General features: G+C 44.5%; 14 protein-coding genes. 11 read left to right on the top strand and 3 right to left on the bottom strand.

What is annotated here, in order from left to right; all coding sequences use genetic code 11:
* Positions 1-12: 12 nt before the first annotated feature.
* Genes ribD through NSQ52_RS18450 form a run of 3 tightly spaced genes read right to left on the bottom strand, consistent with a single transcriptional unit; the run spans position 13 to position 2723 of the window.
* Positions 13-1104, bottom strand: a complete 1092-nt coding sequence (gene ribD, locus NSQ52_RS18460; protein ID WP_098680780.1) for a bifunctional diaminohydroxyphosphoribosylaminopyrimidine deaminase/5-amino-6-(5-phosphoribosylamino)uracil reductase RibD — start codon at positions 1102-1104, stop codon at positions 13-15.
* Positions 1091-1852, bottom strand: coding sequence for a GTP cyclohydrolase II (locus tag NSQ52_RS18455; protein WP_008345606.1), 762 nt, complete (start codon positions 1850-1852; stop codon positions 1091-1093). The genes ribD and NSQ52_RS18455 overlap by 14 nt, the downstream gene beginning before the upstream one ends.
* Positions 1830-2723, bottom strand: a complete 894-nt coding sequence (locus NSQ52_RS18450) for a VOC family protein (protein WP_342473740.1) — start codon at positions 2721-2723, stop codon at positions 1830-1832. Before NSQ52_RS18450 ends, NSQ52_RS18455 begins: the two co-directional genes overlap by 23 nt.
* A gap of 178 nt (positions 2724-2901) precedes the next feature.
* On the opposite strand from NSQ52_RS18450, the gene NSQ52_RS18445 reads away from it, so the two are divergent.
* From NSQ52_RS18445 to isdG, 11 genes are all read left to right on the top strand, one after another.
* Positions 2902-3234 carry a helix-turn-helix domain-containing protein gene (locus NSQ52_RS18445; protein ID WP_007497926.1) on the top strand — a complete coding sequence of 111 codons (333 nt, stop codon included), beginning with the start codon at positions 2902-2904 and terminating at the stop codon, positions 3232-3234.
* Positions 3235-3604: 370 nt separating this feature from the next.
* The gene (locus tag NSQ52_RS18440) at positions 3605-4063 is read left to right on the top strand and encodes an NEAT domain-containing protein (protein ID WP_007497924.1); all 459 of its coding nucleotides are present in this window, start codon (positions 3605-3607) and stop codon (positions 4061-4063) included.
* 20 nt (positions 4064-4083) lie between these two features.
* On the top strand, positions 4084-4740 hold the full coding sequence (gene isdC / locus NSQ52_RS18435; RefSeq protein WP_035702537.1) for a heme uptake protein IsdC: 657 nt from the start codon (positions 4084-4086) through the stop codon (positions 4738-4740).
* A gap of 19 nt (positions 4741-4759) precedes the next feature.
* The gene (locus NSQ52_RS18430; protein WP_342473739.1) at positions 4760-6568 is read left to right on the top strand and encodes an NEAT domain-containing protein; all 1809 of its coding nucleotides are present in this window, start codon (positions 4760-4762) and stop codon (positions 6566-6568) included.
* 77 nt (positions 6569-6645) lie between these two features.
* The gene (gene isdE, locus NSQ52_RS18425; protein WP_342473737.1) at positions 6646-7533 is read left to right on the top strand and encodes a heme ABC transporter substrate-binding protein IsdE; all 888 of its coding nucleotides are present in this window, start codon (positions 6646-6648) and stop codon (positions 7531-7533) included.
* A gap of 33 nt (positions 7534-7566) precedes the next feature.
* Positions 7567-8553, top strand: a complete 987-nt coding sequence (locus NSQ52_RS18420) for an iron ABC transporter permease (RefSeq protein ID WP_007497915.1) — start codon at positions 7567-7569, stop codon at positions 8551-8553.
* Positions 8540-9310: an ABC transporter ATP-binding protein gene (locus NSQ52_RS18415; RefSeq protein WP_024719523.1), complete on the top strand. Its 771-nt coding sequence runs from the start codon at positions 8540-8542 to the stop codon at positions 9308-9310. Before NSQ52_RS18420 ends, NSQ52_RS18415 begins: the two co-directional genes overlap by 14 nt.
* 26 nt (positions 9311-9336) lie before the next feature.
* Entirely contained in the window at positions 9337-10086 is a 750-nt protein-coding gene (gene srtB / locus NSQ52_RS18410) for a class B sortase (protein WP_135009534.1), read from the top strand.
* Between the two features lie 18 nt (positions 10087-10104).
* Entirely contained in the window at positions 10105-11043 is a 939-nt protein-coding gene (locus NSQ52_RS18405) for an ABC transporter substrate-binding protein (RefSeq protein ID WP_342473735.1), read from the top strand.
* Positions 11040-12053 carry an iron ABC transporter permease gene (locus NSQ52_RS18400; RefSeq protein WP_342473733.1) on the top strand — a complete coding sequence of 338 codons (1014 nt, stop codon included), beginning with the start codon at positions 11040-11042 and terminating at the stop codon, positions 12051-12053. Before NSQ52_RS18405 ends, NSQ52_RS18400 begins: the two co-directional genes overlap by 4 nt.
* Position 12054: 1 nt before the next feature.
* Positions 12055-13176, top strand: a complete 1122-nt coding sequence (gene isdG, locus NSQ52_RS18395) for a heme oxygenase (protein ID WP_342473732.1) — start codon at positions 12055-12057, stop codon at positions 13174-13176.
* Positions 13177-13203: the final 27 nt, after the last annotated feature.

Here is a 13203-nt window from a genome sequence, read left to right as displayed (position 1 = left end):
TATGAAAGTATGTTATTGATAAACAGGATAACCCGTTATCTTTATATCTTTTCCGAGTGGTTCAAGAGAGAGTTGATCGAGTTCAATTGCATCACTCATGAGGCGTATGCCTTCGCCTCCGAAAAAAGAAGGAGAGAGTCGTCCGCCAATGAGCTTGGGCGCCATGTAGATGACGAGTTTATCGACAAGCTGCTGTTCTAAAAATGAGGCATTGATTTGTCCGCCGCCTTCAATCATCAGGGAGGAGATATTTCTTTCTCCAAGCACTTGAAGTACTTCTTGTAAGGGCACTCGGATATCGCTATCCGTCATGATGACGCTGACGCCAGCTGCTTCTAAAGCGGCTCGTTTTTCTTCATCGGCTTGTTTTGTTGTAAAGATCCATGTTGGCGCCATTTGATCTGTGACCACCTTTGCTGTCAGCGGGATAGACAGCTTAGAGTCTAAGACAATTCGAATTGGATGATGACCGTTTGGAATCCGTGCTGTTAATGAAGGATCGTCGTGAATGACGGTTTGCGCACCGACCAAGATGGCATCGTTGATACTGCGAATGTGATGTGCATCATAACGGGACGTCTCTGATGTAATCCACTTGCTGTCAGACGTAGCAGATGCAATTTTTCCGTCTAACGTAATGCCCGCTTTGAGCGTCACGAAAGGTGTTTTTTTCGTAATAAAGTGATTAAATACTTCATTCATCAGAATGGATTCCTGTTCAAGTACGCCCGTGATAACTTGTATGCCAGCGTCTTGTAAAATGGCAATCCCGCGGCCAGCGACCAGCGGATTCGGATCAAGTGCCGCCACGACAACAGTTTCGACGCCAGCTTTCACAAGTGCTTCAGCGCATGGGCCTGTGCGGCCATGGTGGGAACAAGGCTCTAGTGTCACATAGATCGTGGCACCTTTTGCCTTATCTCCAGCCATTTTTAGCGCATGGATTTCTGCATGTGGTTCGCCGGCCTTCATATGCGCCCCGACCCCAACAATTTCATTTTCTCGCACAATCACAGCCCCGACGAGCGGATTGGGAGATGTCTGACCTTTCATTGCTTCGGCATTTTCAAGGGCTAGTTTCATATATCGCTCATGATGTGGCAATCGTACGCACCTCTTGATCCGCCTTCATATGGCCTGAGCGGTTAATTTTTGTCTGCAAGTATTTCTCATTGAACTCAGAGACATCACCCCAAAGTGGAATCCGTCCAGAAAGAGAAAGGCCTGCATGACTGATAGCATCGGTCTTTTTCGGATTATTGGTAATAAGTCTGACTGGTTTTGTACGCAATGTTTGAAGAACAGCAATCGCTTCTTCATATTGACGTGTATCATCTTCAAAGCCCAGTGCTTCGTTTGCTTCTACTGTATCGTAGCCGTTTTCTTGCAAGATGTAGGCCATGGCTTTACTGAAAAGACCGATCCCGCGTCCTTCATGGTTGGCTAAATAAAACAGTGCGCCTGCTCCATTGTCCTCAATCATCCGCATAGACTGTTTCAATTGGAACCCGCAATCGCAGCGTTTGCTTCCGAAAATATCGCCGGTGTGGCAGATGGAATGCATGCGGATCAGCGCTTCATCAGCATGTTCGAAATCTCCGTAAACAAGGACACTTGATTGTTGGTGATCTGCAAGCTCACGGGAGGAAAGGCTTTCGATTAAAGCTTCATCTGATAATGGTTCTTTCCCGTCATCTTTTAACCATGAATACCAGTTAAACATGACCGTTCTACCGTCTAAATTCACTGGCAGTTTAATAGGTCCAGTGATATATATAAATCCGTCTTCTTGCTGTACTCGTTTGATTTTATCTTTTAAAATGGCTGTTTTAACCTCTGTGTGTTTGTCCATATTCTGCACCTTCTTTTTTGTCTGTTTCTTCAATCTGTAAACGAACGAGAACGCCAAATGGATCAATAAATTCGTTACTTTTTCCTGTCGTGTTCATGTGAACGCCTGCTTTTGTCAGACGTTCGACGACGGATGTTCTATCGTCTTCTTTTGGGAAAACCAGTGTATAGCTTCTAATTCCTGAAAAACGTGGATCAATGGCTCCTTTTCTCCCGCGTCCCCATGCATTAAAGGCAAGGTGGTGATGATAGACGCCACCAGCAACGAATAAGCTGGCTGGGGGAGCCATTCGGATATGAAAACCGAGCGTGTTCACATAAAAGGAATCGGCTTCTTCTGGGTTGAGATGGAAATGCAAGTGTCCCATGACTGTACCAGCCGGGAGTCCTTCCCAGGTGGAATCAGCGGCTTCTTGCAGGAGACCATCTCCATCAAGCGGAGCATTTCCGCCACCTTTCACTTCTCCATGCTCACCTACCCATATGTCCTGAGGACGATCAGCATAAATTTCGACGCCGATGCCATCTGGATCACTTAAATAAATGGCTTCACTGAAAAAGTGATCGCTTGCTCCAATTAAAGGATAGCCTTTTTTGAGCACATGCGCCAGCCATGTGCCCAGGTTTTTTCTGGTAGGTAATAAAACCGCAAAATGATAAAGTCCTGGCTCATGATCCGGCTTCTCTTTCAGCTGCACATCTTCTTTCAGCACAAGGATTGGTTCCTTTGTGTTGCTGCCAAGCGTGACAGTAGAATCCGTCTGTTCTAATAAAGTAAAACCTAAAATGTCTGTATAAAAAGGCAAAGAACGCTCAAAGCTGGACACATGTAATTCTGTTACACCTAATCTTACCTGCTCTATTGTATTCAAAGCTCGGTCATCTCCTTCATGTTATATGCATCTGCATGTTCAATGGTTTATTGAAAATTGATAAAATGATTACCTTGTTACTTTTAGTAACTAAACTATATAATAGTTAGTGACTTATTTCAAGTAATTAATTATGTTATAATGAAAAAAAGTAGAGAAAAGCAGGAGGGAGTAAAGTATGGCTCAAGTAGATGGCTGCCCAATTACAGATGCCATGGAGATTTTAGGGAAGAAGTGGGTGATTCTGATCATCAATCAGCTTTTGACAGGGCCAAAACGTTTTTGTCAGCTAGAAAATGAAATGAACATCAGCGGACGGTTATTATCAGAAAGGCTGAAAGATTTAGAAGCTGAAGGCCTTGTTGAGAAAAAAGTATATCCCGACATTCCCGTGCGGATTGAATATGAACTAACAGAACAAGGAAAGAAAATTGAACCAGTCATACGGGAAATGTATGCTTGGTCTTTAGAGCGCAAAAATAGTGAAAAGGGTGAACATGTCCCTTCTTAATCGATTTCGATCAGTGTCCCTGATCGATTTTTTTTGTGATTTTCCAGAAATCTAAGTCAATAGTATGAAAAATGATGTTGACAATAATTTCATTCATCATATAATATCAAGGAGAAGAGGGTTCTTTTCCCTGTAATGGAATGGGGAGGTTATGCCATGGTATCATGAATGGGACAGATTACCTAAACCGTGTATCACTACATCATGTAGCAACAGACATCTTTGACTTGTCGAAAGCAAAGATTTATTTTTTAAACTCAATTGATAATGATTATCATAATCATTTATGAGTGTGATTCATACGCTGATAAAGGTTATTTTTTTTATTGTCTATTGAGAATAATTATCAATTTCAATTAGGAGGATATATATGAAATCACTTCGTTCAGCATCACACGTCTTATTATTCTTTAGCTTTGTTCTATTGTTTGCTCTAGCCCCGGTTAGCTCTGCCTCAGCAGCAGGCTTAGCAGATGGTCAATATTCAGCACAATATGTGGTATGGAAAGCAGACAGTGATTCAACGTCAACAGCAAATACGTATTTTGAAAAACCAGCTAAGCTTGTTGTGAAGGACGGAAAAATCAAAGCGCAAGTCACGTTAACGAACAGCTCTTGGATTACAAGCTTTAAAACCCTCGATCAAGGTGTCTACAAAGATGCGAAGGTGATCAGTACAAACACAGCTGCCAATAAGAGAACGGTAGAGTTCAATGTCAACAGCCTGACAGATGTTGTACCAGCTAAAGTGAGTGTGACTGTACCGGTCATTGGATATACAGGCAATTACGATATTCGCGTCAAGTTTGATGCAGCAACTGTTCAATAAAAAGGGAGGAAATTCGTTTGATGAAAAAATGGATTAGGATGCCAGCCTTTGTGGCTGCATTATTGCTGGCACTTATACTGCCTTTTTCAAATGCACAGGCTGCCTCATTAAATGATGGTACATACTCCGTCAATTACACTGTGATGAAGGCCGAAGGAACTGCAGTTTCGATGGCAAATGATTACTGGCTGAAGCCGGCAAAAGTGATCGTGAAAAATGGCAAGCTGACTGTGCAAATGACCATTAAAAACAGCAGCTGGGTAACGGAATTTAAAGTGCCGGGAAATGGCGGCTATGTCGATACGACGGTTCTATCAACGAATAAGAAAGCCAATACAAGGCTTGTCCAATTCCAAGCACAGAGTTTGTCTAAACCAATCAAGTCAAAAATCCATGTCACAGTCAAATCGGCTGATTATGATCATGACTATACCATCCAACTGAAATTCGATGAAAGCAGCATCAAGTCACTTTCTTCTGACAGTTCAAAAGAAACAGCAGGTGCAGCAAAACATCAAGAATCATCAAAAGAAACAACCAAAACAACTGATTCATCCACCAAAACAAAACAAGAAGAAAATCCTCAAACTGGTGATACAAGCCAGATGGGATGGCTCCTTGTGCTTGTCTTATGTTCAGGCGGGTTTTTAGCGAGAAAGTGGATCATCAAGCATTAACGGAAGGAAGTGTCATCTTTTGAAACGTCTTTTTCATCTACAGACAGCTATTCTGCTCGTTTTATTCAGTTTGTTGACTGCGTTTCAGCTGCCTCAAGGAACGGCTCAGGCGGCATCATTGGTTGATGGTGAATATACGGCCGGATTCACCATTTTAAAAAATGGCAGCACTGAAGCATCCATGATGGATACGTATACAGAAAAGCCAGCTAAGCTCGTCATCGAAAATGGCAAGACGACTGCCTATTTGACGCTGAAGCAAAGCAAAGAAATCACAGATTTCAAGGTCGAACAAAATGGCTCTCTCGTCACCACTGAAACGGTCAGTGAAGATGAGACAGCGAATACGCGTGTGATCAAATTTGATGTAGCCGATGTATCAGCCAAATTAAATGGCTGGGTCAAAATTTACTGGGACTTAGGCGGCTTTATTTATGATGAGGCGTATGACGTACAGATCGCTTTCGACGAGAGCAGTCTCACACTTGTCACGCCTGCGAAGCCAGACGATAGTGAAACAACACCAGATGATCAAAACGGTACGACGCCAGGCGACAGTGAAACAACACCAGATGATCAAAGTGGTACGACACCAGGTGACAGCGAAACAAAGCCGGATGATCAAAGCGGCACAACACCAGACGATCAGCCGGAAACGCCTGACAATAACAACGGCACAACACCAGTTGATTCACCGCAGAACCAATTAAAAGATGGTGTGTATCGTATCAACTACAGTGTGCTGAAGGGCGATGAGGATGAGGCATCTCGGATGAGCCAATACTTCTCACATCCAGCATCATTAACCGTTAAAAATGGAACGCAAACCGTTTCCTTTACGGTGAAGGATCATACGTCAGTTGATTCTTTGAAAATAGAGAAAAACGGTTCTTATCAAGAAGTGAAAAACGTGAGCACAGATCAAGCAAAGAACACAAGAGTGGTTTCATTTGAAGTGTCTGATCTGAAAAAAGCAGTTAACGGAAAAGTACACATTGTGGTAGCAGCCGCTCACTATGATCAAACGTACGATATTCGTTTTCAATTTGATTCAAAAAGTATCGTTCCACTGAAGGACGGTCAAATAGAGGAAGAAACACCGGCTACACCAGAAACACCAAAACCAAATAAACCAGCACCAGACACAACGAACGGCGGAACGAATCAAGAGACAGTTCAGCTAAAAGACGGGGTGTACAAGCTTCCTTTCTCAATGAAGAAAGCAGACAAGGATGAGCTTTCTCGCATGAACGATTACGTCGTGAGCCCTGCGACATTGGTGGTGAAAAATGGCCGCCATTTCGTTTCATACACTGTGAAGAACAGCTCAGCCATCACGTCGTTCCAAGTAGGAACCGGCGGTAAATTTGAAGAAACGCTAGTTGCAAAGACTGATCAAAAAGCAGATACACGAGTGATTCAATATGAAGCAAAAAGTGTAAGCAGTGATCAGGCAGCACGCGTGAAAATTGACATTCCAGCTGCCAATTATCATGAGCAGTACGATGTCAAACTTGTCTATGATACGAAAGGCATTTCACTTGGTGAAGGAAGCGGAATTGCGACGGTGATCGGAGACGATGAGAGCATCGGCTTTGTGAAAAATCCAAATGATCACGATTCTCAACCAATCCAGCTTGCGAATCTCGCCCCTGAGGAAACGGGTGCAGAGCAGATGACCTTTACGCCATCAGATGACCAAACCAAGTCTGAGACAGGTCAGCTGAACCCAAAAACAGGAGATACTTCACTTCTTTGGGTGTACATTCTTTTATTCGGCGGATCACTATTCGTGCTCGTCAGAAAGTATCAAACTCGTACAAGATAAAGAATCTATGTTAAGTGAGGTGCGCCATTCATCTCGGCGCATCCACTTCCTTTTTTTCGAAAGGAGGCTTCTGTTTTTTGAAGCATCGAATGTTATGTACCCTGATCACGGCTCTATGTGTGTGCGTCTTCTTAGCAGGCTGCTCACAATCAGCTGAAAGCTCAGCGAAAGGCAAAAAAAGCGCAGCATCAAATGCCCGCATTGTGGCAACGACTGTAGCTGCTGCTGAGATCATGGATGCGCTAGAGGTAGATCTTGTCGGGGTGCCAACAAGTCAAAAATCCTTGCCGGCTCGATACAAAGGACTCCCAGCAGTCGGTAACCCAATGAGCCCGGACATGGAAATCATCCAATCACTTCAACCGACAGATGTCCTGTCTGTCACGACCCTTCAATATGATTTAGAAACGCCTTTTCAACAAGCTTCTGTCCCTGCGACATACCTCAACCTTGAGAGCCTGGACAAGATGGAGAACGCCATCACAAAGCTTGGAGAAAAATATGATAGAAAGACACAAGCGAAACGCATTGTTGATGATTTTGAACAAAAAAAGAAAGACATACAAGAGAGAACGAAGGGAAAGACGAAGCCATCCGTTCTCATTTTGCTTGGTGTACCAGGCAGTTATTTAGTGGCAACAGAGAATTCGTATATCGGTGATCTTGTGCGTATTGCAGGAGGAAAGAACATCGTAAAAGGTGAGGAAATGGAGTATTTGGCATCCAATACGGAGTATCTACAAAAAGCCAATCCAGATATCATTCTCCGAGCCGCACATGGGATGCCGGATGAAGTCGTCAAAATGTTTGATCAAGAATTTAAAACAAATGACATCTGGAAACATTTCCATGCGGTCAAACAAGACCGGGTGTACGACCTCGAAGAAAGCTTATTCGGGACAACAGGCAACTTAAAGGCAGCAGAGGCATTAGATGAATTGACTCGTATGTTGTATCCGTCATAAGCGGCGAATCTTAATGATAAAAGGACGTTCAAGATGAAAAAAACAGGGATTTTATTTTTGATAGTCAGTCTCTTACTAGCCGGCGTATTTATTTATTCCGCCATTACGGGGAGCATTCATGTTACACCAATTGAATTATTGGAAGGGCTTATGACCGGTCAACATGCACAGGTAGAAATCATTAAAGATTTAAGAATCCCCCGCATGCTCATAGCGATGTTTACAGGGGCGGCTTTATCTGTCTCCGGTGTCCTCTTGCAGTCTGTGATGAGGAATCCATTAGCAGATGCCGGTGTTATTGGTATTTCATCAGGAGCTAGCTTCTTTTCTTTAATGGCAATTACAGCGCTTCCTCAATTTTATTTCTACTCTCCTTTATTTTCAGTTTTAGGCGGGGCAATTGCCTGCTTCCTCGTATACGTGTTGTCTTGGAAAGGCGGCTTAAGCCCGATTCGAATGATTTTGGTGGGGATCGCCATCAATGCCATGTTTACAGGGATGGCAGAAGCGTTTGTGACCATTTGCAGCTATTTCAATATCACCATTAATCAGTCTGGGCAGTCGAATCTGACGATGAAAACGTGGGGAGATGTCCGTTTAATCGGTGTCTATGGCGTCATTGGGCTTGTGGTTGCGCTTTTCTTTAGCAGATGGTGTAACTTGCTTGCCCTTCAAGATAAGACGGCGAAAAACTTAGGATTGCGTGTGACCAGAATGCGCCTTTTGATTTCAATCACGGCGGTGTTATTAGCAGCGGTGACTGCTGCGGTAGCGGGCGTGATTGCCTTTGTCGGTTTGCTCATTCCCCATATCTCTAGAAGGCTCGTCGGCTCGGACCATCGGGTACTGATTCCATTTTCTGCGTTAAGCGGGGCATTGCTCATTCTGACGGCTGATACGCTCGGCAGAACGCTTGTGGCACCAAATGAAATCCCTGCTTCTACAATCATGGCTGTTATTGGCGGGCCGTTTCTGATCTTTTTATTAAGAAGGGGGGATCGTCTTCATGGACATTCGTGAGGTGTCGTTTTCCTATGATCGGCAGAGGGATATTGTTCAATCGGTCACTACAAAGATTGAAAAGGGGAAAATCACCACCATTATCGGTCCAAATGGTTCGGGCAAATCCACACTGCTTTCCTTGATGGCACATAACCATTGTCCACATAAAGGACAGATACATTTAGATGGGCAAGAGCTGAATGCGTTCAAGCCCAGGGAACTCGCGAGAAAGCTGGCAGTCGTACATCAGCAAAATGAAGCGCCGCTCGATTTAACGATCGAACGAGTCGTGGCATTTGGGAGAACGCCCTACCAGACGATGCGCGGCAGTGACAAGGAAGAAGATGAGAAAGCAATCGAGTGGGCGCTGTCCTGTACAAAGCTGACGGATAAGCGAAAGGTGCCACTCGCCTCATTGTCAGGCGGAGAACGGCAGCGTGTATGGATTGCGATGGCTTTAGCGCAAAAAACACCGATCCTTTTCTTAGATGAACCGACGACTTATTTGGATATGTATTATCAATTTGACATTCTGGAGCTCATTCGAGAGCTCAATGTCGAGCATGGATTAACCATCGTGATGGTCCTGCATGATATGAATCAGGCGATTCGCTATAGTGATGTCATCATCGCCATGAAAGATGGACAAATTATCCGCGAAGGACGGCCAAATGATGTGTTAACAGAAGAGATGGTGCGGCACATTTATCATGTGTCCGTCACAATTAAGCAGGATGCAGAAACAGGGATGTATATCGTGCCTGTAGGCATATAAGTTGTGCAAAAAGCAGGTGAGACAGTGTGAAACGAGGGAAAAGGATCGGGCAGCGAATGCTGACGATCGTCTGTTTAGGTGTTTTTCTATATAGCGGTACTGCCATTGGCTTGGAGCTCTTTGGCAATTATCAAAATCGTCAGGTGCTTGCAAAGGCTCAGACACTTTACACACACGAGGATGGAATGAAACAGCGAAAACCTGGAGAAATCCGTCAGTCATTTGATGATTTGCGAAAGGTGAATGAAGACATTGTCGGTTGGATTGATATGAAGGACACGATGATTCAGTATCCAATTGTTCAGTCAAACGATAATGCATTCTATTTAACTCGTAATTATGTAAAGGATGACACACGGGCAGGCAGTATCTTTATGGATTATCGTAATGACGTCTTGCATGAAAGTCCCAATACAGTGTTATACGGTCATCGGATGAGGGATGGGTCTATGTTTGCTGGTCTCACAAACTATTTGAAAAAAGATTTCTTCCAAGATCATCGCACATTTCAGTACGATACGCTGTACCAAAGCTATGAAGCAGAGATTTTTGCTGTGTATGAGACGACAGTCGATTTCGATTATATTCAGACTGATTTTCAGGATCTTGGTGAATATGCGCACTACTTGCAAGCTGTGCGTAAGAAGTCCATCTATCAAACGAAAACAGACGTATCCACAGATGACTTGATTCTCACATTATCGACCTGTGATCACGTGCTGGCACCTAAAAACAAGCGTCTCGTGGTACAGGCGAAGCTAAAGAAAGTTTACTAGAAAAGGAGAGACAGACGGTTGAAATGTTTACATGTGATTTGGGCAGGACTCGTCGTCGTGCTTCTCCTCGGCGGATGCAGTCAGGCGGCGCCTGTCGAGAATGGGAGCAAGCAAGGTGCGCTCAACATTCAGGATTTTGCCGGCAGAACATTATCGTTTCATGAATCACCTGAACGGATCGTCTCGTTGTCAACTGGCGACATGAGCATCATTTATGCCTTAGGTGGCCAGGTGGTCGGCCGGCCAACTGCCGAATTGCCAGACAATCTACAAAAGGCAAAGTCCGTACAATCAATTGGCACAACCCATCAATTTGATGTCGAGCTGATCACGAGTTTAAAGCCCGATGTGGTGCTTGGGAATGAATCATTAAACAGCAAGGATATCTCTACTATAGAAGGAATTGGTTCACAGCTTCTTTTGACAAGTGCCAACTCAGTGAAGGACATCCAGCGTCAAGTTACTTTATTTGGTGATTTACTTGGAAAACAGCAAAAGGCCAAAGCACTCAATGCTCAAATCGATCAGCGGATCAAGCAAGTGAAGCAGCCTGAGAAAAAAGTAAAGACACTCGTTGTATATGGTGCGCCCGGCACATATATGGCGGCACTTCCACAATCTTTAAGCGGTGATCTGCTGCGGATCGCTGGTGGTGCGAATATTGCTGAAAATGAACCAGCACTCGAAAAGTTTCCGCAATATGCACAAATCAATGCAGAAAAGGTAATCGAGGCCGATCCGGATCTCATTTTGCTGATGACACACAGCAATCCTGAAGATGTCAAAGCAGGCTTTATGAGTGAAATGAAGCAAAATGCGGCGTGGCACGATGTATCAGCTGTCAAAAATGGAGACGTTGAGATTCTGCCAAGTGACCTATTTGGGACAAATCCAGGCGCAGAAGTCATCAGAGCGATTGATGAATTAGAGAAGAAATTGAAGCGATTGTCATCATGAAGATGAATGCAGAACTAGATTTTCAAAAAAGGCAGTCAAGACGAAAATGGCTGTTACCAGGATTGTTTCTCTCTTTATGTGTGGGCGTCTGTCTAGGACTTGCGGTAGGTTCTGTCCAATTATCGCTGACGGATTTAATGGCTGTGTTCACGGGATCAGGTCTGCCTGTTCATGAAAAAATTGTCATGGATTTACGGCTTCCCCGTGTGCTCATTGGTTTTCTCGTTGGGGCCTGTCTCGCAGCATCAGGGGCGATTTTACAAGGAGTTGTCCGAAATCCACTTGCTGACCCTGGGATCATTGGTGTGACTGCGGGCGGCGGGTTAGCTGCTGTACTCAGCATGATTGTTCTTCCGCAGTTCACGTATTTGCTTCCGGCAGCTGCTTTTCTGGGCGCCTTATTAGCAGCTCTTGTCGTGTATATGCTGTCATTTGATCAAGGGGTTTCCCCGCTTAAATTGATCTTGGCAGGTGTTGCCGTCAATGCCCTGCTTGGTGCGGTGATGAATGGGTTTATGGTGCTTTATAGTGAGCGTGTGCAGGCTGTTTTGCCTTTTCTATCAGGGGGATTAAACGGGCGGAGCTGGCATCATCTTAGCTTTGTGTCGCCATATGCGCTGGCTGGATTATGTCTTTGTTTTTTCGCCATTAAACCGTCCAATCTCCTTTTACTTGGTGATGAATCGGCTCAGCTATTGGGCCTTCGAGTAGAAAGGACCCGATTTTTCCTTATTGTGCTGGCGGCTCTTTTAGCTGGAGCGGCTGTGAGTGTCGGCGGTTTAATTGGATTTGTCGGACTTGTGGTACCTCATTTTATCCGTCTTTTAATCGGAGATGATTACCGGTATTTGCTGCCGATTTCAATGCTTGGAGGGGGCGTGCTTGTGGTCTTTGCCGATACAGCGGCACGGGTCTGGTTTACACCGGTTGAATTGCCTGTAGGGATCTTGCTTGCCTGCATCGGTGCACCTTTCTTCCTCTATTTATTAAAAAAGAAAGGGAGGGGTTAAGATGGATGTCATTGCAATGGATGACGTGAGTCTCAGTCAAGGCGGCTTTCGGCTGTCTTCCATTTCAGCAGCTGTTCCTAAAGGCAGTGTAACCGGAATCATTGGCCCGAATGGGTCAGGTAAGTCAACTTTTATCAAAGCGGCCGCACGACTGACCTCAATCGAAAGCGGCATGATTTACATTCACGACATCCCGCAAAAAGAAATGACGGCAAAGGAGATCGCCCAGGAGGTGGCGGTTCTCATGCAAACAAGAACCGCCATTCCATCGATGACAGTACGTGAACTGGTCGCACTTGGACGCAGTCCGCACCGTTCCATCTGGAAAAAAAGCAGTACGTCAGATCATGAAGCGATTGAGTGGGCGCTTGATGTGACGAATAGCCGCACCAATGAAAACAGAATGCTTCATACATTGTCAGGCGGAGAAAGACAAAAGGCATATATTGCAATGGCACTGGCTCAGAAGACAGAAACCATCATTCTCGATGAGCCAACCACTTATTTAGACATTGCGCATCAGCTTGAATTACTGGAGCTACTCAAACAGCTGAATCAAACACATGGCATCACCATTTTAATGGTTCTCCATGACTTGCAGCAGGCCGCAAAATATTGTGACCGTCTCATTGCTATGAAGCGAGGTCAGGTGCATCAAATTGGCTCACCAAAAGAAGTGTTAACAGAAGACTTTTTCAAGGAGGTTTTTGGGATTCAGGCAGAGGTTCACTTAGACGGTGAGCATCCGCTCATTATCCCAATCGCCTCCATTCAACAACAAAAGGGAGATGAACCAAACATGATTATTGTAAACAACCAAGTAAGAGTAGAAAAAGGCAGTGCCGACCACCTTGTTAAACGGTTTAACAAGCAGGGACAAGTAGAATTTATGGAAGGCTTTTTAGGAATGGAAGTATGGGTCACTCAGCAGACAACTGATTACGATGAAGTGACCATTCACACCCGCTGGAATCGAAAAGAAGATTTTGTGAATTGGACAAAATCTCAGGCATTTGGTGATGCGCATGCTCATGGAAAGGCGAAACCTGAAGGCCTGTTAAAAAACAAAATTACGTACTATGAAGTGCAAGTCACAAGACCCGCTTTACAGAAAAAAGCCTAAATATTCAAAAGCGCTGCAGCGAAAAAG

Source organism: Bacillus sp. FSL W8-1141, assembly GCF_038593205.1.
Classification (GTDB): Bacteria; Bacillota; Bacilli; order Bacillales; family Bacillaceae; genus Bacillus; species Bacillus altitudinis.
The sequence above is the reverse complement of the archived record's forward strand: the minus strand, read 5'-3'. Positions and strand labels throughout refer to the sequence as shown.